The organism is Flavobacterium sp. KACC 22758, assembly GCF_028736135.1.
Lineage (GTDB): Bacteria > Bacteroidota > Bacteroidia > Flavobacteriales > Flavobacteriaceae > Flavobacterium > Flavobacterium johnsoniae.
Genome location: NZ_CP117878.1, coordinates 4,439,524 through 4,460,788, shown reverse-complemented (window position 1 = coordinate 4,460,788; position 21,265 = coordinate 4,439,524). Strand labels below are relative to the sequence as shown.

Annotated in this window: 23 protein-coding genes; 15 read left to right on the top strand and 8 right to left on the bottom strand. The window is 33.2% G+C overall.

Annotated elements, in window-relative coordinates:
- Positions 1 to 203 precede the first annotated feature (203 nt).
- From PQ462_RS18625 to PQ462_RS18585, 9 genes are all read left to right on the top strand, one after another.
- Complete coding sequence (locus PQ462_RS18625; protein ID WP_274251134.1) at positions 204 to 974, top strand: 3'-5' exonuclease; 771 nt, start codon at positions 204 to 206, stop codon at positions 972 to 974.
- A gap of 83 nt (positions 975 to 1,057) precedes the next feature.
- Positions 1,058 to 1,669 (top strand): fumarylacetoacetate hydrolase family protein, encoded by a 612-nt coding sequence (locus PQ462_RS18620; protein ID WP_274251132.1) that lies wholly within the window; start codon positions 1,058 to 1,060, stop codon positions 1,667 to 1,669.
- Positions 1,669 to 2,013 (top strand): Hpt domain-containing protein, encoded by a 345-nt coding sequence (locus PQ462_RS18615; RefSeq protein ID WP_012026948.1) that lies wholly within the window; start codon positions 1,669 to 1,671, stop codon positions 2,011 to 2,013. The genes PQ462_RS18620 and PQ462_RS18615 overlap by 1 nt, the downstream gene beginning before the upstream one ends.
- A gap of 162 nt (positions 2,014 to 2,175) precedes the next feature.
- Positions 2,176 to 3,429, top strand: coding sequence for a competence/damage-inducible protein A (locus tag PQ462_RS18610; protein ID WP_274251131.1), 1,254 nt, complete (start codon positions 2,176 to 2,178; stop codon positions 3,427 to 3,429).
- 71 nt (positions 3,430 to 3,500) lie between these two features.
- The gene (gene rpmB / locus PQ462_RS18605; RefSeq protein WP_008468080.1) at positions 3,501 to 3,737 is read left to right on the top strand and encodes a 50S ribosomal protein L28; all 237 of its coding nucleotides are present in this window, start codon (positions 3,501 to 3,503) and stop codon (positions 3,735 to 3,737) included.
- Positions 3,738 to 3,764: 27 nt separating this feature from the next.
- Positions 3,765 to 3,947, top strand: coding sequence for a 50S ribosomal protein L33 (gene rpmG / locus PQ462_RS18600; RefSeq protein WP_008253902.1), 183 nt, complete (start codon positions 3,765 to 3,767; stop codon positions 3,945 to 3,947).
- Between the two features lie 75 nt (positions 3,948 to 4,022).
- The gene (locus PQ462_RS18595) at positions 4,023 to 4,175 is read left to right on the top strand and encodes a DUF4295 domain-containing protein (protein ID WP_012026946.1); all 153 of its coding nucleotides are present in this window, start codon (positions 4,023 to 4,025) and stop codon (positions 4,173 to 4,175) included.
- A 264-nt stretch (positions 4,176 to 4,439) separates the two neighbouring features.
- Positions 4,440 to 5,393 (top strand): signal recognition particle-docking protein FtsY, encoded by a 954-nt coding sequence (gene ftsY / locus PQ462_RS18590; protein ID WP_012026945.1) that lies wholly within the window; start codon positions 4,440 to 4,442, stop codon positions 5,391 to 5,393.
- A gap of 6 nt (positions 5,394 to 5,399) precedes the next feature.
- Positions 5,400 to 5,579, top strand: a complete 180-nt coding sequence (locus PQ462_RS18585; protein ID WP_274251128.1) for a hypothetical protein — start codon at positions 5,400 to 5,402, stop codon at positions 5,577 to 5,579.
- Positions 5,580 to 5,651: 72 nt separating this feature from the next.
- On the opposite strand, the gene PQ462_RS18580 is transcribed toward PQ462_RS18585, so the two are convergent.
- Entirely contained in the window at positions 5,652 to 6,722 is a 1,071-nt protein-coding gene (locus tag PQ462_RS18580; RefSeq protein ID WP_274251127.1) for a serine hydrolase domain-containing protein, read from the bottom strand.
- A 232-nt stretch (positions 6,723 to 6,954) separates the two neighbouring features.
- On the opposite strand from PQ462_RS18580, the gene PQ462_RS18575 reads away from it, so the two are divergent.
- Both PQ462_RS18575 and PQ462_RS18570 read left to right on the top strand, forming a co-directional pair.
- Positions 6,955 to 7,395, top strand: coding sequence for a hypothetical protein (locus PQ462_RS18575; RefSeq protein ID WP_073408741.1), 441 nt, complete (start codon positions 6,955 to 6,957; stop codon positions 7,393 to 7,395).
- A complete protein-coding gene (locus PQ462_RS18570; RefSeq protein WP_012026942.1) occupies positions 7,376 to 7,672 on the top strand; it encodes a DUF721 domain-containing protein in 297 nt (98 codons plus the stop codon). Before PQ462_RS18575 ends, PQ462_RS18570 begins: the two co-directional genes overlap by 20 nt.
- Before the next feature lie 159 nt (positions 7,673 to 7,831).
- Here the strand turns inward: PQ462_RS18570 and PQ462_RS18565 are convergent, their stop codons facing one another.
- From PQ462_RS18565 to bshC, 3 genes are all read right to left on the bottom strand, one after another.
- Positions 7,832 to 8,251, bottom strand: coding sequence for a nucleoside-diphosphate kinase (locus PQ462_RS18565; protein ID WP_012026941.1), 420 nt, complete (start codon positions 8,249 to 8,251; stop codon positions 7,832 to 7,834).
- 221 nt (positions 8,252 to 8,472) lie between these two features.
- Complete coding sequence (locus tag PQ462_RS18560) at positions 8,473 to 9,744, bottom strand: acyltransferase family protein (RefSeq protein WP_274251126.1); 1,272 nt, start codon at positions 9,742 to 9,744, stop codon at positions 8,473 to 8,475.
- Between the two features lie 118 nt (positions 9,745 to 9,862).
- Positions 9,863 to 11,452 carry a bacillithiol biosynthesis cysteine-adding enzyme BshC gene (gene bshC, locus PQ462_RS18555; RefSeq protein WP_274251125.1) on the bottom strand — a complete coding sequence of 530 codons (1,590 nt, stop codon included), beginning with the start codon at positions 11,450 to 11,452 and terminating at the stop codon, positions 9,863 to 9,865.
- A gap of 271 nt (positions 11,453 to 11,723) precedes the next feature.
- Here bshC and PQ462_RS18550 point away from each other — a divergent pair, with 271 nt between their 5' ends.
- Together PQ462_RS18550 and PQ462_RS18545 are read left to right on the top strand one after the other, a co-directional pair.
- Positions 11,724 to 13,001 (top strand): MFS transporter, encoded by a 1,278-nt coding sequence (locus tag PQ462_RS18550; protein WP_012026938.1) that lies wholly within the window; start codon positions 11,724 to 11,726, stop codon positions 12,999 to 13,001.
- A 150-nt stretch (positions 13,002 to 13,151) separates the two neighbouring features.
- Positions 13,152 to 15,368, top strand: a complete 2,217-nt coding sequence (locus PQ462_RS18545; RefSeq protein ID WP_274251124.1) for a B12-binding domain-containing radical SAM protein — start codon at positions 13,152 to 13,154, stop codon at positions 15,366 to 15,368.
- On the opposite strand, the gene PQ462_RS18540 is transcribed toward PQ462_RS18545, so the two are convergent.
- The 3 genes from PQ462_RS18540 to PQ462_RS18530 form a co-directional block, all read right to left on the bottom strand.
- Positions 15,363 to 16,130 carry an MBL fold metallo-hydrolase gene (locus PQ462_RS18540; RefSeq protein ID WP_274251123.1) on the bottom strand — a complete coding sequence of 256 codons (768 nt, stop codon included), beginning with the start codon at positions 16,128 to 16,130 and terminating at the stop codon, positions 15,363 to 15,365. The genes PQ462_RS18545 and PQ462_RS18540 overlap by 6 nt on opposite strands.
- Before the next feature lie 87 nt (positions 16,131 to 16,217).
- The gene (locus PQ462_RS18535) at positions 16,218 to 16,904 is read right to left on the bottom strand and encodes a response regulator transcription factor (RefSeq protein WP_274251122.1); all 687 of its coding nucleotides are present in this window, start codon (positions 16,902 to 16,904) and stop codon (positions 16,218 to 16,220) included.
- Positions 16,901 to 18,169, bottom strand: coding sequence for a sensor histidine kinase (locus PQ462_RS18530; protein WP_274251121.1), 1,269 nt, complete (start codon positions 18,167 to 18,169; stop codon positions 16,901 to 16,903). The genes PQ462_RS18535 and PQ462_RS18530 overlap by 4 nt, the downstream gene beginning before the upstream one ends.
- A gap of 164 nt (positions 18,170 to 18,333) precedes the next feature.
- Between PQ462_RS18530 and PQ462_RS18525 the strand changes: the two genes are divergently transcribed.
- Positions 18,334 to 18,750, top strand: a complete 417-nt coding sequence (locus PQ462_RS18525; protein ID WP_274251120.1) for a DUF1573 domain-containing protein — start codon at positions 18,334 to 18,336, stop codon at positions 18,748 to 18,750.
- Positions 18,751 to 18,897: 147 nt separating this feature from the next.
- Positions 18,898 to 20,469, top strand: coding sequence for a L,D-transpeptidase family protein (locus PQ462_RS18520; protein ID WP_274251119.1), 1,572 nt, complete (start codon positions 18,898 to 18,900; stop codon positions 20,467 to 20,469).
- Positions 20,470 to 20,595: 126 nt separating this feature from the next.
- Here the strand turns inward: PQ462_RS18520 and PQ462_RS18515 are convergent, their stop codons facing one another.
- Entirely contained in the window at positions 20,596 to 21,105 is a 510-nt protein-coding gene (locus PQ462_RS18515; protein WP_274251118.1) for a C40 family peptidase, read from the bottom strand.
- Positions 21,106 to 21,265: the final 160 nt, after the last annotated feature.

The following is a 21,265-nucleotide window of genomic DNA, read 5'->3' as shown; positions in this document are numbered from 1 at the left end:
ATTTAAAATAAAATTTGAAAACCCGAAAAATTTGTAAGTTTTTCGGGTTTTTTCGTTTATAAAAAATGGAGAAAAACAACTCGTTTTGGTTTGATTTTAAACTCAAAACCAACAAAAAAAGCCAATTTTGGTCAAAAAAATAAGAATTTGCTCAGGAACTTTGGCTTTAAAAAATTACATTTGTAATCTTATAAAAATTAAAAATGGAATTAAAACTTAACAAACCAATCTGCTTTTTTGACCTTGAAACAACTGGAATTGATATCGGTAAAGATCGAATAGTAGAAATTTCGATATTTAAAGTTTTTCCAAACGGAAATAAAGAAAGTAAAACCTGGCTGGTTAATCCAACAATTCCAATTCCTCCACAAACTACGGCGGTTCACGGTATTACTGATGAAAAGGTAGCCAGCGAACCAACCTTTGCCGAACTTGCTCCGCTGGTTCATAATATGATAAAAGACAGCGATCTTGCAGGTTTTAATTCAGATCGTTTTGATATTCCGCTGCTGGCAGAAGAACTGCTTCGTGCCGGGGTTGATTTTGATATGAAAAATAAAGTTTCGGTAGATGTTCAGACTATTTTTCATAAAATGGAAGAGCGTACATTAAGTGCGGCTTTAAAATTTTACTGCGGAAAAAGTCTTGATAATGCACACTCTGCAGAAGCAGATACAATGGCGACTTACGAAATTTTAAAAGCACAGTTAGATCGTTATCCGGAATTAGAAAACGATATGAAATCATTGTCTGAGTTTACAACTCGTAAAAGAATCGCTGATTTTGCCGGAATGATCGCTTTTGATAATGACGATGAAGAAATCTTTACTTTTGGAAAACACAAAGGAGCAAAAGTTGAAAAAGTACTGGAAACAGAACCGGGATATTTCAGCTGGATTCAAAACGCCGATTTTCCTTTGTACACCAAAAAAGTTCTGACAGGAATTAAATTGAGAAAATTAAATACAAAATAAGGTTCTGAGTTGCTGAGCTTCTAAGGTTCTAAGTTTTTTTTCTTAGCGGCTCAGTAACTTAGTATCTCAGCACCTTTAAAAAAATGAAAATCATTTGTATCGGTAGAAATTATACCAATCATATAGAGGAATTAAAAAACGAGCGTCCGGATGAACCGGTGGTTTTTATGAAACCAGATTCGGCGGTTTTGTTGAAACAGCATCCGTTTGTAATTCCTGAATTTTCTGAAGAAGTTCATCACGAATTAGAAATAATTGTGAAAATTAACAAAGTAGGAAAGTATATTGAACCTAAGTTTGCGCACAAATATTATGATGATATAAGTGTAGGTATCGATTTTACTGCCAGGGATTTACAGGATAAATTGAAAGCCAAAGGACTGCCTTGGGAAAAAGCAAAAGCATTTGACGGCTCTGCGGTAATTGGAGATTTTTTACCAAAAAGTGATTTTGTTTCGTTAGAAAATCTTACGTTTGAACTCAAAAAAAATTCTGAAATCATTCAAAAAGGAAATACAAGTTTAATGCTTTGGAAAATTGATGAACTGATTTCGTATGTATCGCAGTTTTTTACGTTAAAAATTGGAGATATTATTTTTACAGGAACACCAGCAGGTGTTGGGCCGGTAAAACCAAATGATGTTTTGGAAGGCTTTTTAGAAGATAAAAAATTATTCAGAATACAAGTAAAATAATGGCTTTAAAGTACAATCTTTCGAAAGTGTATGCGCTTTCAGACAATGACCCCGAATTTGTAAACGAAATTCTTAAACTATTTGTTACAGAAGTTCCTGAAGATTTAAAACAAATCAAAGAAGGAATTAAGAAAAAGGATCATAAGTATGCTTATTCGTATGCACACAAAATCAAACCTACATTAGATTTAATGGGGCTGAATGTGGCATTTGAAGAAATTCTGCAGGTCGAAGCGTGGACAAAAGCAGAAGGAAAGAAAAAAGATATTATCGAAACTTTTAAAAGTATAAAAGTTCAGGTAAAAGACGCGATCAAAGAAATAAAAAAAGACTTTGATCTGTAAAATTTAATAATCCCGCTTTTTAACCAAAGGCGGGGTTGTTTTCTCTGTTTACGATTTTACTTCACATATAAACAAAGGTTTCTTTGTTTCCTGCCTCAAATCATTTCCACAATCCTACTTCATAAATAAACTTATATCTTTATAAGTAAAACTTTTAATACTATGAAAGCAACAATAGTTACCATTGGAGATGAAATTTTAATTGGTCAAATTGTAGATACAAATTCAAATTTTATAGCTAAAGAGCTGGATAGAATTGGTGTCGAAACGTATGAAATGATTTCGATAAGCGATGATAAACAGCATATTTTAAACACTTTTGCGCAATTACAAAATAAAGTAGATGTTGTAATTGTAACAGGCGGTCTTGGGCCGACAAAAGATGATGTTACAAAAAAAACTTTCTGCGAATATTTTGATGATGAACTGGTGGTAAATCCAGAAGTTTTGGCTCACGTAACAGAACTTATAGAAGGATTTTATAAAAGACCAATTTCGCAGTTAAATAAAGATCAGGCACTTGTTCCATCAAAATGCACCGTTCTTCATAATAAAATGGGAACAGCTCCGGGAATGTGGATGAAAAAAGAAAATACTGTGTTTATTTCGCTTCCGGGAGTTCCGTATGAAATGAAATATCTGGTAGAAAACGAAATAATCCCAAAGATTGTAAAAGAATATAAACGCCCATATATAATTCATAAAACCATTTTAACGTACGGTCAGGGCGAAAGTTTAGTCGCAGAACGTATTGAAAACTGGGAAAACAACCTGCCTGAATTTATAAAACTGGCTTATCTGCCAAATCCGGGAAGAGTCCGCCTTCGTATGACGGCCCGCGGAACAGATAAAGAAGAGCTTGAAAAAGCAATAGAAGAAAATGTTCAGTCGCTTGATGCTATAATTCACGATATTATAGTAGGTTACGAAGAAAATGAAACTATTGAAACTGTAGTAGGAAAACTGCTGGCCAAACAAAATAAAACCGTTTCGACAGCAGAAAGCTGTACAGGAGGAAAAGTTGCGTCGCTTTTGGCATCTGTTCAGGGGGCTTCGGTATATTTTAAAGGAAGTGTTGTTTCGTATGCAACAGAAGCAAAGGTTAACGTTTTGGGAGTTCCGCAGGATTTAATAGACCAGTTTTCGGTAGTAAGTGCTGAGGTTGCGGCAGCTATGGCTTTGAATGTGAAAAACATACTAAAAACAGACTATGCAATTGCGACAACCGGAAATGCTGGTCCGTCAAAAGGTGACTCAGAAGCTGAAATTGGAACTGTTTTTATTGCTTTGGCAACACCAAACGGAGTAATTACAGAAGAATTTAACTTCGGACAACCGCGTGAAAAAGTGATAGATAGGGCGACTGTTAAGAGTTTAGAAATATTACAGAAAGAAATTTTAAAAATTGTGCAATAATTTTTTGCTACAATGGTTTATTTTTCTTTTCTTTGCACCCTGATTTTGAATAACGATAAAAGATAAGTATAATGTCAAGAGTTTGTGACCTTACAGGTAAAAGAGCGATGGTAGGAAATAACGTTTCTCACGCTATGAACAAAACTAAGAGAAAGTTTTCTGTAAACTTAGTTAAAAAGCGTTTTTATCTTCCAGAAGAAGATAGATGGATTACTCTTAGAGTAGCAGCATCTACGATAAAAACAATTAATAAAAATGGAATCACTGCTGTTTTGAAAAAAGCGCAGTCAGAAGGATTTATCAAATAATCTTTTCCTAAATAAATATATAGCAAGATGGCAAAGAAAGGTAATAGAATCCAAGTAATTTTAGAATGTACTGAGCACAAGACTTCTGGTGTTCCAGGAACTTCTAGATATATTACAACTAAGAACAAAAAAAATACTCCAGACAGATTAGAGATTAAAAAATTTAATCCAATCTTAAAAAGAGTAACTGTTCATAAAGAAATTAAGTAATAATTAGAGATTTTGTAAATCTCAATGGTTGTTTGCCATTTGAGTTTTATAAAAACTTCAAATAACATTTGAATCATGGCAAAGAAAACCGTAGCATCGTTACAAACATCTTCTAAGAGATTATCAAAAGCCATCAAAATGGTAAAATCTCCAAAAACTGGTGCATATATATTCGTAGAATCTATTATGGCTCCTGAATTAGTTGATGAATTCTTGAAAAAGAAATAATTACAAATACAATATATAGAAAAGCTACTTTCTTTCGGAAGTAGCTTTTTTATTTTTATATTTGTTTAAAATTTTATAGAAACACCACAAATTGTGTTTTTTTTAAACATTTGTTCCCGCCATACTCTTTATCTTTACCTGTCTAAAAAAGCCAGGCAAAGGATGTCGATCCTGTCGGGGTTAGATTAAAAACAATACGCGTTCTATAAACATCAGGATTGTTTCAACACTCAAGAACAATCTAAAACTAACAATAAATTAAAAATGAGTTTTTTTAAAAAATTATTCTCTACCGAAAAAAAAGAGACTTTAGATAAAGGTCTTGAAAAAACAAAAACTACTTTTTTCTCTAAGTTAAGCAAAGCTGTTGCAGGAAAATCTAAAGTCGATGATGACGTTTTAGATAATCTTGAAGAAGTTTTGGTAGGTTCAGATGTTGGAGTAAACACCACGCTGAAAATTATCGAAAGAATCGAAAAACGCGTTGCCGAAGACAAATATTTAGGAACAGATGAATTAAATCAAATTCTTCGTGATGAAATTGGCGGTTTATTGTCTGAAACCAATACAGGTGAAGCAACAGAATTTGAAATTCCAAAAGATAAAAAACCTTATGTTTTAATGGTTGTTGGAGTAAATGGTGTTGGAAAAACGACAACAATTGGTAAACTGGCTTATCAGTTCAAAAAAGCAGGTTATAAAGTTGTTTTAGGTGCAGCCGATACTTTCCGTGCCGCTGCGATAGATCAGCTGCAAGTTTGGGCAGATCGTGTAAACGTTCCAATTGTAAGACAAAATATGGGAAGTGATCCCGCTTCTGTAGCTTTTGATACCCTGCAGTCTGCCGTGGCTCAAAATGCAGATGTTGTAATTATTGATACTGCCGGACGTTTGCATAATAAAATCAATTTAATGAATGAGCTTTCTAAAGTAAAACGTGTTATGCAAAAAGTTGTTGCAGATGCGCCTCATGATGTACTTTTGGTTTTAGACGGTTCAACAGGCCAAAATGCTTTTGAACAGGCAAAACAATTTACCGCTGCGACAGAAGTAACTTCACTTGCAGTTACAAAATTAGACGGAACAGCAAAAGGCGGTGTTGTAATTGGTATTTCTGACCAGTTTCAAATTCCGGTAAAATATATTGGTGTAGGCGAAGGAATTGAAGACTTACAAGTCTTTAATAAATATGAATTCGTTGACAGTTTCTTTAAATAATTTATAATGAGTTTAGAATCTTTTAAAAATATTACACCGCTTACTTTTTATTTTGCGAGTGTTGTGTGTTTTGTTTTAGCAAATGTTACCAGAGATAAAAGCCTTTCTTTTTACTATATTTTATTAGTTTTGGGAGTTGTTTTTTTCTTTATGGGAATTCTGAAAAGACTTAAAACGAAGCGATAAAACATTATGTTTAAAAAAAAAATCCGAGGATATTTTAGTTTGATAAAACATCCTCGGATTTTTTATTTGTTTTTATTTGTACAAAGCACTGATTTTCTCCCATAAGACTTTGTCGAAATCAGATAACGCAAGGTTTTCATCATCTGCTGCGTCTCCCATTCGAATGATAACCATATTTTTGCTTGGAATTACATAGATTTTTTGATCGTTTTTTCCTAAAGCCATAAACATATCGTTTGGTCCTGTTGGAATTATGCTTCCCTGAAAAGTAAGTTGTGACTGCGGTAAATGATAAGAACTTTTTCCATTTAACCACCATAGATAGCCGTAACCTAAATTAATATTTTGAGAAGTGGTTGTTGATTCGTTAAAATAAGCTTCATTTAAAATAATATTGTTTTCCCATTTTCCTTTATTCAGCATCAATAATCCAAAACGTGCCATGCTTCTTGTTGTACTCGTATAAACGCTGTTTACGCCAAGCTGAACCCAAGTTCCATTCATTCCTATTTTGTCTCTTAATTTAGCGTTGAAATAATTTCCCCAGGTTTGTCCGCTTGCTTTTGCTACGACATCCTGCAGTTTTACATATACATTATGATAAGCCCAGCGTGTTCCTGCATCGGCTTTGTATTTTAAAGAGGCTGGATCAACATCATCTGTGCTGTCATCAAGTCCAGATGTCATTGTGAGTAAATGTTTGCAGGTAATTAAATTTTCCTGTGCTAATGTTTCGCTGGTCCATCCGGTTCCTAAATACTGCGAAACCTTATTGTTAATATTAAGCAGATTTTCCTGCTGTGCAATTCCGGTAACTGTTGAAGTTAATGTTTTTCCGGCGCTCGCCCAGTACCAGTTTGTTGAGGCGCTATGTCCGTTGAAATAATTTTCCAGAACAATTCGGCCATTCACTAAAATAATAAAAGATTTAGAATGTTTAAGTTCCAGATAATCTAAAAGCGGCTGTACGGCGTTTTGATTCCATTTTAAGTCGGCGATTGATTTTGTTTCCCAGACTGTTCCTGTTAATGGAGGAAAGTACATGGTTTCTGCCGATTCTGGATTTTGTTCAGGTTCGGCTGAATCTTTACTGCAGCTTATTAAGAATAGGGCTGTCAGTAATGTGCAGATGGTTTTGGTCATGGTTTGTGTTTTTGGTTTAGGGCTTTGACCAAAAATATGTAAAATAGTTTAATGTGTTTTATGATTTTTTTGTTTCTTTTAAATGATATAAAGTTACCTTTGTATTCACTAAATTTCTTTTGAAAACGGAAGCCACAGCCCTGATGGGAGCGGTATCCTTTTTCTGGCTTCTTTAGCCGGGAAAAGATATAGCAGACAGCAGGATCAGCTCCTTATTAATATTATAATTATTATGAAAAACACTTTTATGATTTTGGTTTTATCGCTTTTGTTTGTAAGCTGTAAACAGGAAATAAAACCGGCAGATATTGCAAAACTAAACGGATATTGGGAAATTGAAAAAGTGGTTTTTGATAAAGGTGAAGATAAGGTTTACGGCATGAACGAGAATTTTGATTATTTCCAGATTAAAGGCAATAAAGGAACGCGTACAAAAGTAATGGCGCAGCTTGACGGTACTTTTTTGACAACGGATACTTTTGAAAATGTTTCGGTTCGATTTACTGACAAAGGAACTTTTCTGGATTACAAAACAGATTACGCAAAATGGAGTGAGGAATTGATTTCGATTTCAGACGAAACTTTTGTGGTAAAAAATGATCAGAACAAAGAATATCATTATAAAAAAGCAGGACCAGTAAATATTTTAAACGATGGCAAAAAGACTAAATAACGAAAGTACGATTGGGGCTGTTTTGCAACAGATTATTCAGGTGAATAAATTACAGCCTGGAATGGATCAAATTGATGTGCGAGAAGCTTGGAGACAATTAATGGGAAATGGCGTGAATACTTACACCAGAAATGTTGTTTTAAAAGGAAGCACGCTTTATGTTGAACTTGGTTCGGCTGTTCTAAGAGAAGAGTTAAGTCACGGAAAATCAAAAATCGTTAAAATGATTAATGAAGAATTAGGACGTGATGTTGTGAGGGATGTTGTTTTACGTTAGACTTGCTTAGACTTCTTAGAATTTTAGACTGACTTAGATTATTTAATAAAAATAAATTGATTAAAAAACAAAACCCACTTCATTGAAGTGGGTTTTGTTTTTATGTGATTCTAAGAAATCTAAATCGGTCTAAAATTCTAACTTTCTAAGAAGTTTAAATTAGAATTGCTCTCTTCCGGCAAAGTGGAATGCACTTTCGATAGCAGCATTTTCGTCGCTGTCTGAACCGTGAACTGCATTTTCTCCAATAGAAGTTGCGTATGCTTTACGAATAGTTCCTTCAGCAGCTTCAGCTGGATTTGTAGCACCAATTAAAGTTCTGAAATCTTCTACTGCGTTGTCTTTTTCTAAAATTGCAGCAACAATTGGTCCGCGTGACATGAATTCAACTAATTCTCCGTAGAAAGGTCTTTCTGCGTGAACTGCGTAGAATGCTTTAGCATCAGCTACAGTTAATTGAGTTAATTTTAATGAAACGATTTTGAAACCACCATTAGTGATCATTGCTAAGATATTTCCGATGTGTCCGTTTGCAACAGCATCTGGCTTAATCATTGTAAAAGTTCTATTTGTTGCCATTTTCTATTTTATTAAATTTTGTGCAAAAGTAGACTTTTTTTGTGAATTGATTTTAATTAATTCGTAATTAAAACACGTTAGAATGATGTTTTGAGTAAGAAAAGTTGTTTTTTGGAAACCATATAAGTTATTTAAGTTCATTTTAGAAATACATTATACTTTGCAGAGATATACTGCACACGTTATTTAAATGAACTTAAATAACTTATATGATGAAAATTTTAAACTTTGAATATTAATTTGTTTCTGTAGAATATCCACAAAATAAAGGTCCAGATGCACACGTAAACTAATGCGCCTGCGAGTGAAGCAGTCATTGGATTGCTGAAAAACGGTGCAATGCAAAAGCTGTACAGATAATTTAATAAGTTGATTTTTTCTGAAGGATTATTCGGGTTTTGAAACTCGATCATTACTAATGCCTGTGGAATAATCTGAGAAGTAAAGAATACAATCATTGGATTTACACCCCAGATTAAAAATGGTTTGAATCCTTTTTTATAATCGGCAATATCGATGGTGTAATATAAAATTGTCAGGAATACTGTTGCCAATCCTGTTGTATATAAAACATAGCTGCTAGTCCAAAGCGACTTGTTAATTGGAAAAACCAAATCCCACATTAATCCAAAAAATATAAGAATCGTTCCTGCAATTCCCATTTTCTGGGCTTTTAGAATTTTAGTTGTATCACGCTGTAAAACCTGTCCGATTAGTAAACCAATAATTCCGTTTACGATTGATGGAAGTGTAGTTAAAATTCCTTCCGGATCCCAGGTTATGGTACCGCGGTACATGTGGCCTTTTAACAAAACGCTGTCAAGCCATGAAGCCAGATTGGTTCCTTTTTCAAGATTGGCTTCACCGATTCCGGGAACAGGAATTAAAGTCATGATTGCCCAATAACCCAATAATAAAACAATTCCGGTTATGATCTGGGTTCTTTGAGAGGTTTTTAAATACAAAAGTGAAACTACAAAATACACAATTGCAATTCGCTGCAAAACTCCCGGAAGTCTTACATCATGATAGGCTTCGATACTACTGTACGCTAAAAAAAGATAAATAAACAGTATTGAAAATGCCAGAATGTTTTTGACTTTTGAACTAAAACTTCCCATTAAGGCATAACCTACAGCAATAGTTATTGCCAGTCTGCCTATTAAAAGCGGAATACCTTCGAGTCCAAATAACTGGATTTTTCCAAAAAAGTTAAAGAAAATCCCCAAACAAAGCATTCGTAAAGAACGAACTAAGATTTTATTGAATGTTGTGCTGTCATAAAATTTATCAGGCATTGCAAGCGGAACAGCAACTCCCATGATGAAAATGAAAAACGGAAATACTAAATCAGTTGGGGTGCAGCCGTGCCATTCGGCGTGTAATAATGGCGGATAAACATTTCCCCAGTCACCGGGATTGTTTACTATTGTCATTAATAAAATTGTTAGTCCACGAAAGACATCTAGCGAAATTAAGCGTTCTTTTACCATTGGTTTTGGGTAAATTGGTTAGTTAATAATTTTAAAAATCGCTATTTGGTTTGAAGAATAATAATTTTAGAGAAGATAGGTGGTTATTTGGTTCTCAGAATTATTACTTTATTGTTTTTTAAATTGTTATAATGTTAAAATTCATTTCTAAAGGTTTCAGTTTCTGTAATAAAAGCGGTACTAATTGTTCACCTTTTTCCAGATAAAATTCAGAAAAATTACTTTGACGTTCCTGCAGACTGTTATTTGGGAACAGTTCACATTGTAAATCAATAACGCGCTGCAATTGATCGCTCAGTTTTCTTTTTTGTGCTTTTAATAAACGTTTTTCAAGATTTTCCAGACCTTTTGTTTGTTTTACTTCTTGTGCTTTTACAGCTCCAGAAAACGATTTATCGGTTTGATCTGCTAATTCGTAAAGATATTGAAATTGGGTTTTCAATATTTCTTTTTGAGGTGTCAAGTCAATTGGAAATGCAGAAATTTTATGTGTAATCGCGTTTACTAAATTTTCTTGTTTGGTAAAAAGGTCTTTCCAGCTTAAATTTAACTGGTCTGCTTTTTTAGCTTGTTTTTCTGTTGCCAAAAGAACAGAGTTACGAACTAAAATCATCGGAAAAGTGATGTTTACGGCATCAAAAAAAGATTTCAATTCCAGCCAATAAGCAATTTCTCCGCCTCCGCCAATGTAACATAAATTAGGCAGGATTATTTCCTGATAAAGCGGACGCATAATCACATTTGGACTGAATTTTTCAGGATGATTTTCTAATTCAGAAAGAATTTGATCTTTAGAAAACGAGATTTTTGTATTGTTTACAAAATATTTATCTTCTTCAAAAATGATTCTTTCGCGCAGATTGTCTTCAATATAAAACAAATTAATCTCACGCGGATTTACCTGAACGGTATATTCTTTTAATTGTTCAATTGTTTCCTGAACAGCTTTGTATGAAGTCTGTTTTTCTAATTCTTCCTTGGCATACGGAATAAAAGCACGTTTTAAATCAGCATCGTCAGCATCTATAATTACTAAACCATAATTAGCAAATAAGCTGTTGGCTAAAAATCGGGTTGCATCGGCCAGATTATCGTGTTTTAAATAAGTGTCTTCAAAAAGCTTTTTTAAAGTATTGGCATTCGTACTCGAACCTAATTCTAAAGAATAAATATCTAAAAACTCAGCTAGACCTTCAGTTGAAAGTCGGCCAACCGGACCATTACTTTCTTTATTCCATCTGAATTTTTTTCCTTTAAAATTAAAATAATTGATTTCTTCAAAATCATGATCTTCTGTTGCCATCCAATAAACGGGAACAAAATTATAAGATGGATATTTCGATTTTAATTCTTTGGTAAGATTAATGGTCGAAATGATTTTGTATAAGAAATACAAAGGCCCGCTAAATAAGTTTAACTGATGCCCTGTTGTTATTGTAAAGGTATTTTCGAGTGCTAAAAGCTCAATGTTTTGTTTGGTCGAATCCGAGATTTCGATGTTTTGATATTGCTTTTTTAAGGTATTAACTAATGCAATTCGGTTATGGTTATCAAAATTCGAAGCTTTTTCGGCAATTTGTTTTTCGAAATTTTCCAATGTTGGAAAATGGTTGTACAGCGTTTTTAATTCTGATTTTTGATCTAAATAATCTTGTATCAATTTAGAAAAATATCCAGAGGTTTGATAGCTGATACAGTCGGTAGGCATAATTTTAAATTTATTTTTGACAGCTGTAAATTTAATGAAAATATACAGTTAAAAACGGTTTTAACGATTGCTTATGATTTGATTTTTACTTTTTATTTTAAAGTTCCTAAAATCAGTATTTTAAATTCGAATAAATTAATGTTCTTTAAAATGTAAAATATATCAAATTTGTTAAAAATACAGAAGTGTTTTGAAACTAATTGTTCGAAACGTGAAATATTAATAATGAAACTATATTTTTGTAACCAAAAAAAAGATATATCTATTTTACATGGAAACTAACCCGAAAAAGAAGAACTCATTAAAACATGTTCTTTTTGGTTCTTTAATTGGAACTACAATTGAATTTTTTGACTTTTATATTTATGCCAATGCTGCAGTATTGGTTTTCCCGCAATTATTTTTTCCGGGTTCAGATTCGACTATGGCGACTCTGGAATCGTTAGCTACTTTTTCAATAGCGTTTTTGTCTCGTCCGTTAGGTTCAGCTTTTTTTGGACATTACGGCGATAAAATCGGGCGTAAATTTACTTTGGTTGCTGCCTTATTAACAATGGGTATTTCGACCGTAACAATAGGTTTCTTGCCAAGTTATGCCAGTATTGGTGTTGCTGCTCCTTTGTTATTAATGCTCTGCCGATTCGGGCAAGGCGTTGGTTTAGGAGGAGAATGGGGCGGAGCCGTTTTATTGGCAATAGAAAATGCACCGCCGCACAAACGTGCCTGGTACGGAATGTTCCCGCAATTGGGTGCTCCAATTGGATTATTGCTTTCGGGCGGGACTTTTTTATTATTGACTGATTCCATGAGCAATGAAGATTTTATGGATTACGGCTGGAGAATTCCGTTTATTGCCAGCGCGCTTTTGGTAATCGTGGGATTTTATATTCGAACAAAAATTACAGAAACACCTTCTTTTGAAAATGCTAAAAAACATGAAGAGGAAGTAAAAGTTCCTTTTTTAGAATTAGTAAAATCGTATAAAAACCAATTGATTTTTGGAACGTTTGCAGCAATTACAACTTTCCTGGTTTTTTATTTAATGACTGTGTTTACATTGAGCTGGGCAACTTCAGACTTAGGAATTGTTAAAAGAGACGGATTATTAATTCAGTTATTCTCAGTATTGTTTTTTGCCATTTTTATTCCGGTTTCGGCTGTTGTGGCAGATAAAATAGGACGTCGTAAAATGCTTATTCTGGCTACGGCTGCAATTGCTGTTTTTGGATTTTTCTTTTCATTCTTTTTAAGCACAGGAAATATTGCCTTAGTAACAACTTTTGCCTGTATAGGAATGGCTTTAATGGGCTTTACTTATGGACCTTTAGGAACGTTTTTGTCAGAGTTGTTTCCAACAAACGTTCGTTATTCTGGTGCATCTTTAACTTTTAATATGGCAGGAATTCTGGGGGCGGCTTTTGCGCCTATGATTGCTATTTGGCTGGCAAAGAAATACGATGTGAGCTATGTAGGATTCTATTTAGTTACTGCGGCGCTTATTTCTCTAATTTCATTTTTAGTAATAAGTAAAGACGAACATAAGTTTTAAATTTTTTAAAGATTTAGATAAAATCCGCAATCTTGAAAATTATCAGGACTGCGGATTTTTTAATAAAAAAAATTAAACTTAGAACCACTTTAAAATCTTTACCATAAAAGTCTCTAAAGAACTCGTATTTTTGCAAAAAAATAAATCCCTTTGAAAACGAAACTTTTTGTAATTACGCCTCCATTTACACAACTGAATACTCCGTATCCGGCAACGGCGTATATAAAAGGTTTCCTGAATACTAAAAATATCGAATCGGTTCAGGCAGATTTGGGTATTGATGTTATTTTAGAATTGTTTTCGAAAAAAGGACTTTATGATTTGTTTCAGGTTTCAGGTTTCAAGTTTGAAGTTTTGAACGCTGAAATTTCAGATAATTCTAAAAGAATTTTTGCTCTACAAGACGAATACATCAAAACAATCGATTCTGTAATTCAGTTTCTGCAGGGAAAAAATCCAACTTTGGCATTGCAGATTTGTCAGGAAGATTTCCTGCCGGAAGCTTCTCGTTTTGCACAGCTGGAAGAACTCGATTGGGCTTTTGGAACAATGGGAACTCAGGATAAGGCAAAACACCTGGCTACTTTATATCTCGAAGATATTTCGGATTTTATTGTAGAATGTGTCGATGAAAATTTTGGTTTCAGCCGATATGCCGAACGTTTAGGACGAAGTGCCAATTCGTTTGATGAATTATATAACGAGCTTCAAAAAGAACCAACGTATATTGATTCGATTTTAATTTCTATTTTGAAAAAGAAAATAGAAGATGTAAAACCAACTTTTTTCTTAATTTCTGTTCCTTTTCCTGGGAATTTATACAGCGCATTCCGATCTGCACAATGGGTAAAACAAAATCATCCCGAAATTAAAATTTCAATGGGAGGCGGTTTTCCAAATACTGAACTGCGTTCACTTTCAGACAAACGTGTTTTTGAGTTTTTCGATTTTATTACTTTAGATGATGGCGAAGTTCCAATTGAAGAACTTGTTGATAATTTGTCATCCCGAGAGGAGTCAAATGAAGAGAAGCGTTATAAAAGAACATTTTTATTAGAAAACGGGGAAGTAGTTTATAAAAATAATTCTTTAAAACACGATTACAAACAATCTCAGGTTGGAACGCCTGATTATTCTGATCTGCCTTTGGATAAATACATTTCGGTTATTGAAATTGTAAATCCAATGCATAGAATGTGGAGTGACGGGCGTTGGAATAAACTTACGATGGCGCACGGCTGTTATTGGGGAAAATGTACTTTTTGTGATATTTCCTTAGATTATATAAAAGTTTACGAGCCAGTTGCGGCAAGTCTGCTTTGCGATCGAATGGAAGAATTAATAGAACAGACAGGACAAAACGGATTTCATTTTGTTGATGAAGCGGCACCGCCGGCATTGATGCGTGCTTTGGCGCTGGAAATTTTAAAAAGAAAACTGGCTGTAACTTGGTGGACTAATATTCGTTTCGAGAAAAGTTTTTCAAAAGATTTGTGTTTGTTGCTGAAAGCTTCTGGCTGTATTGCCGTTTCAGGTGGTTTAGAAGTTGCTTCAGACCGATTGTTGAAATTAATTGATAAAGGTGTAACGGTAGAACAGGTTGCCAAAGTAACAAGAAACTTTACCGAAGCGGGAATTATGGTTCATGCGTATTTAATGTACGGATATCCAACACAAACCATTCAGGAAACAATTGACAGTCTCGAAATGGTTCGTCAGTTATTTGAGGCAGGAGTTTTGCAGTCAGGATTTTGGCATCAGTTTGCTTTGACAGCTCATAGTCCGGTTGGGTTGTATCCCGAACAATTTGGTGTGACTAAAAAAACAGAACTAATAGGCACTTTTGCCAATAATGATATTGAATATACAGATTCAACAGGAATCAATCACGATAAATTTAGTTTCGGATTAAAGAAATCGCTTTTTAATTTCATGCACGGAATTTGTTTTGATTATGAATTACAAGACTGGTTTGACTTTAAAATTCCAAAAACGAAAATCCATCCTGATTTTATTTTTAATGCACTCGAAGAACAAAATGATTTTAATACTAAACCAAATGCAAAAGTAGTCTGGCTTGGCGGAAAACCTTTTGCAGAGCTTTTTACAAAATCGAAAAAAGGAAGAAGCTGGGAAATGATGTCCCTGACTTTTCATGATAAAAAAGAAAGTTTTACCGTTCAAACGAGCAAGGAAGAAGGCGAATGGCTGACATCAATTTTATCTAAAATTTCAATTTCTAATGCAAAAAACTACACTTTTCAGGAAGTGAAAAATGATTTTGAAACTTCGCTGGACGATTTTGAATTGTTTTGGTATTCTAAACCTGTAAATACACTGCGAGAATTTGGACTCCTAGTTTTATAAATATTCAACGCTGGTTCCGTCACTTGGAATTGCCGTTTTATATAAAAGATTATTTTCTGTCAAAGCTCTTCTCAATTCTTCGCGTGTTGTAGGACAGTGATTTAGAGCTTCCAGATGATTTGCAAAAACTTTTCCGGGTGCAAGAGCCGCAAATTTCAAAATATCATTCATACGCATTAACAATGGCTGTCCAATGTCTAATCTGGCAGTACCGCAGGCAACGGTTGCAATGTCTGGTTTTAATTCTATCAATGCTTTTTGCACATCATCAGTAAAAATAGTATCTGAACTTATATAAATTGACTTTTCGTTGGTAAGCTCAACATAAAAACCCATTACATTTCCCATTAATTTTGCTATAAAACCGTAGCCGTGAAGAGCAGGAATACCAATAATTCTTCCTCCTAAAAAAGGCTGAGGTTCCCAGTAATTTAAAGTCTGCATAATATTAAGACCTCTTAATGAAAGAGATTTTTCATCTTTTGCACTGCAGATAACCGGAATACTTTTTCTTCGCAAAAATACTTCGCCCGCTTTATCAATATGATCTGGGTGTAAATGTGTTATCAGGCAGTGAGTTACTCTGCTCAAAATTTCTCTGCTGTTTTTTGGCAAAGCTACCAGCGGATTCCTCTTAGGTTTGTAACGAAAAATTGTGAAAGGTGCAATTGTTTTTCTTTTTCCTAACATTGGATCAACCAGAATAACATGCTCTTCTGTTTCAATAACCAATGTGGCATTTCGCAAATGATGTATTTTCATATCTGGGAAAATTAGAACTTAAAAATACAAAGTTTTTTGAAAATTGTTTTACAGATTTTTCTTTATTTTTAACAGAATTGTTATTATTTATTCAATAGAAAAACGAAACCCAATTCCGTGCAGGTTTTCAATCGAAATACCTTTTTCATTGGCTAAAATTTTACGCAGGCGCGAAATAAAAACATCAAGGCTTCTTCCCATAAAATAATCATCTGTACCCCAAAGTGCAGTTAAAATTTGTTCTCTTTTTAAAACCAGATTTTTATTGTCTATAAAAAGTTTCAGTAACTCAGCTTCACGTTGTGTAAGGCCCACTTTTTCTTCTTCATTAAAAAGAATAAAATTTTTGGTATCAAACTGATATTTCCCAATTTCATATACAGATTTTTCTACTTTATTGTTTTTCTGCGAACGTTTCAGGAAAATTTCAATCTTTAAAATTAATTCTTCAATGCTGAAAGGCTTTACTAAATAATCATCGGCGCCAAGACGAAGCCCTTTTATGCGGTCTTCTTTTAAGGTTTTAGCCGAAAGAAAAATAATAGGTACATCATTATCAATTTTTCTTACTTCTTCGGCCAGTTCAAAACCGTCCATTTTTGGCATCATGATGTCAAAAATGCAAATATCAAAATCTTCATTTTTAAACGTTTCCAAACCAGATTTTCCATTGGTGCAGTGAATAACTTCATAATTATTCTGTTCCAGATTATCTTTGGTTAAAAATGCCAGAGTTTCATCGTCTTCTGTGTAAAGTATTTTGAAGTTTTTCATTTTTTATAAGGAATTAACAAAGTTATAGTAACTCCGTTTTCAGAATTATTTTCAGCTTTTATTTTCCAGTTCTGCAGGCTGCAGATTTCTTTAACATAGTATAATCCAAGTCCAAAACCATTTACTTCATTGCTCTTTTCGTTTTGAACGCGATAAAATTTATCAAATATAAAGGATATTTTTTTAGAAGAAATACCAATTCCGTTATCAATAAATTCTAATTTTAAAGTCGAATTTTCTTCTGAGATTCTAATTGTAATTTCAGGTTTTTTATTGCAGTATTTTATCGCATTGTCTAAAAGGTTGTAAATCAAATTAGCAAAATGAAAAACATCAGTTTCTAATATATATTCTTTAGATGCACTTTCAATTTGAATAACAGCGTCAGGGCATTTTAACTGGATATTTTCGATAGCTTCTTCGATTATCGGAACAATTATAACACTTTCTTTTTTTAATTCTAACGGAGTATGATCTGATTTGGCAACGTTTAGAATTTTTTCTACATGATGATTTAGTTTGTGGCTTTGATTAATAATGATTTCTGTATAAGTGTACAGTTTCTTATCATCTTTAATCGGGCTTTGTTCGCTTAAATATTTTGAAGCAATTAAAATAGAAGACAAAGGAGTTTTAAACTCATGCGTCATATTATTAATAAAATCACGCTGTAATTCTGAATATTTTTTTTGCTGTAAAAGAGTAAAAATCGAATAAACGTAAATCAATAAAATCAAGATTAAAGCAATCGAAAGAATAAACCAAAACCGCATTGAACTGAATAAATAAGTGGTTTCGTTAGGAAAACGAACTGCGAAATAATAAACCAGATTTTTATGTTTAGGAAAATAGACGGTTTTTTTACACTCAGATTTTTTTTTGTGCGATAAAGAAATGTAATCACCATAAATCATTTCGTCGCTCTGGCAATTGTACATAGCGTATTCAAAATCTGTCGTGATATTCATTTTTTTGAATTCAGTCAGGAGATAAAATTCCAGAATATCAGGCTCAAACTCATTGTCGACATTTACGATATAATAATCGTTGGCAATTTTTTGCACAGGATTTTGTGCCGGAAGCTCATGATTGGTTCCTTCATATAATTTTTTTGCAACTTCCAGAAGTGCAATATGCGCTTTTTGACTCAGCTTTTTTTGTTCAATCGTAAAAGCTTCTTTAGTCCAAAGCAATTGTGCCACCAAAATACTTATTATGGCGACAAGTCCTAGAACTATAATACTATTGAGTTTATTTATTTTCAAGAAAACAGACTTTAGAAAGTGTAATATTAATCAAAAATATACTTAAAAAAAGCGATTAACAAGTCGTTAACAAACATTTGAAAGCGGTTAACAGCGATTCGATTTTGTCTGAATTACCTTTGTAATATGAAAATCGAACTTTAAACCATTTAATATATTTAACTATGAAAATCATCAAAATCTCAATGCTTGCTTTGGCTTTAGGGCTAATGTCTTTTTCGGCAATTGCTCCGGTAAAGTCAATTGTAAATGAAAAAGAAATTGAAGGAACAACAGCTTCAACAATTGTTTGGAAAGCCGAAACAATTGATGTTGGACAAATTCCGCAGGGAACTCCAAAAGCGATTGTTTATGAATTTAAAAATACAGGAAAAACTTCTGTAGTAATTACACAAGTTCAGGGTTCATGCGGTTGTACAGCAACAGATTACACCAAAGAACCAATTTTACCAGGAAAATCTGCAAAGGTTACAGCAACTTACAATGCAGCAAACAAAGGTGCTTTTACAAAAACAGTTACAGTAACAACTAGTGCCGAAACTGCTCCAAAAATCCTTACTCTAAAAGGTACAGTTATCTAAAAAGTTTTAAATAGGTTGGTTATATCGTGGCAGCTCCAAATGTGTAATGCATTTGGAGCTTTTTTTTTGTCTTAATTTAATGTTTTTTTATTTTTTGAGGAGCTTTGTTTTTATTAAAACTTTTCTACTTTTATCAAAAAAAATAGTATGAAAATTTGGTGTTCATTTATCGCTTTTGTGTTTCTGTTTTTAGCAGTTTCCTGTAAAGGAGATAAAAAAGAAGAAAATCAAAAGAAAGAAAAAGCAGTTGTGCCTGAACTCAGGCTTACGATAGATACAACAGCTATTGCAAGTTTTTATGAGACTTACCCGAAATTGAAAAATTTTGAAGAGCAGGTTAAATCCTTATATAAAAAGAAAAACGCGACACAACTATGGCTTGATAATAAAGGTGTAGTGGAGTTTGGAAATACTTTGTTTAATAAATACAAAGGATTAGAAAACGAAGGGTTAAAAGCAAATTTTCCGTACAAAGAAATCAACGCTGTTTTTGAAGGAAATGCTGATAATAAACTTTCAAAAGTCAATACAGATTTAATGATTACAAATTTGTATTTCTACTATGCTGAAAAAGTATACAGAGGATTTGACGAAAAAACTTCGATTTCATTAGAATGGCTTCTGCCGAGAAAAAAACTAAATTATCAGGTTTTCTCTGATTCTATTTTTGAAAAATCGACTATAAACGACGATAAGAAAAGTAAAATGTTCAGCCAGTATTACAAACTGCGCGATGCTCTTAAACGATATAGAGAAATAGAAAAAAAAGGAGGCTGGAAAACTATTGAAATTGATGATACTTATAAGGGTTTAAAACTTGGTGATTCATCTCCAATTGTTTCTCAAATAAGAGAAAGACTTTTTATTACTCAGGATATTGAAGAAGACAATAAAAGTGCAGTCTGCGATTCTACTTTAATAAAAGGATTAAAAAGTTATGAACTTCATCATGGTTTTGCACCAAAAAATACGATTCTTCCAGAACATATTACCGATTTGAATATTCCGGTTTCAGACCGTATTAAAACCATTATTGTCAATATGGAACGCTGCCGATGGATTGATCCTGAACTTGAAAAGGGACAGCAGTATATCGAAGTAAATATTCCTGAATTCAAATTATATCTTATCCGCGACAGACAAATTGCATTTACTTCTCCGGTTGTGGTTGGAAAAGCGATGACCAAAACGGTTATTTTCAGCGGAACAATGAGTAATATTGTTTTCAGTCCGTACTGGAATGTGCCTCCAAGTATTATTGCGAAGGAGATAAAACCCGGAATGGCTAAAAATAAAAACTATCTGGCTCAGAAAAACCTTGAATGGAACAATGGCGCAGTTCGTCAGCTTCCGGGAAAAAACAATTCTTTAGGACTTGTAAAGTTTTTATTTCCTAATTCAAGTAATATTTATCTGCACGATACGCCTTCAAAAAGTTTGTTTGAGAGAGAAAGCAGAGCCTTTAGCCACGGATGCGTGCGTGTAGCAAAACCTCGAGAACTGGCAATAGAAATTTTAAAAGAAGATCCAAAATGGACTGAAGCCCGAATTGATAAAGCCATGCATGCAGGAAAAGAAAGCTGGTACACTATAAAGAAAAAATTCCCAGTTTATATAGGATATTTTACTGCATGGGTAGACCGCGAAGGCAATTTAAATTTTTATAAAGACATTTATCAAAGAGATGAAAGTCTGCTTAAATTATTGACAGAAGAATAAAAAGATTTAAACTCCAATTTTGAAATTCCAAATTTTCAAAAAAAGTTTATTGTCTAATGCCACGGATTAAAGGATTTAAGAGATTATAAAATTTCTGTGTTAATCTGTTTAATTTGTGGCTGAAAATTATTCAGGTAAAACATTAATACATTTATAAAAACGTTTGGTATAATGTTCTGTGTCTAATGCGGTAATAGTTACTTTTTGTGCTTTTCCTGATGAAGCATGAATGAATTTAGAATGCATTCCGTCAGCTTCACAGATGATTCCCAAATGGCCTATAACTGTTCTGTCTTTATATCCGTAAAAAACTAAAATATCTCCAACTTTAAAATCTTCAGGTTTTAAGGCAGTTCCTAAGTTTTTGTAACTGCCGGAACTTCTTGGCAGATTCATGCCAAAATTTTTAAAAACATAACTCACAAAACCAGAACAGTCAAATCCTTTTTTAGGATCACTGCTGGCATATTTATAAGGCGTATCTAAATACTTTTTAGCATATTCGATGATAGAATCTCTATTGATTTCGGTTTGAATTTTTCGATTATCAATTAAAGTCTGCTTTTCGCTCTTTTTTATGGTAAAAGAAGAAAATAGCGTAATAGATAATAAAGCTGTTAAAAGATATGACCTCATTTTTTTGTAAGTAAGAAAATATTGAATCGATAAAGATAGACTCTAAATTTTGTAAATCAAAAGAATACCTCGTTACTAATTGTAAGAATTAACAGTTTTAACAAATGAAATGATGTGTTTATGTGGTGTTTTTTTATTGCTTTTTGACGTTTTAGTATCT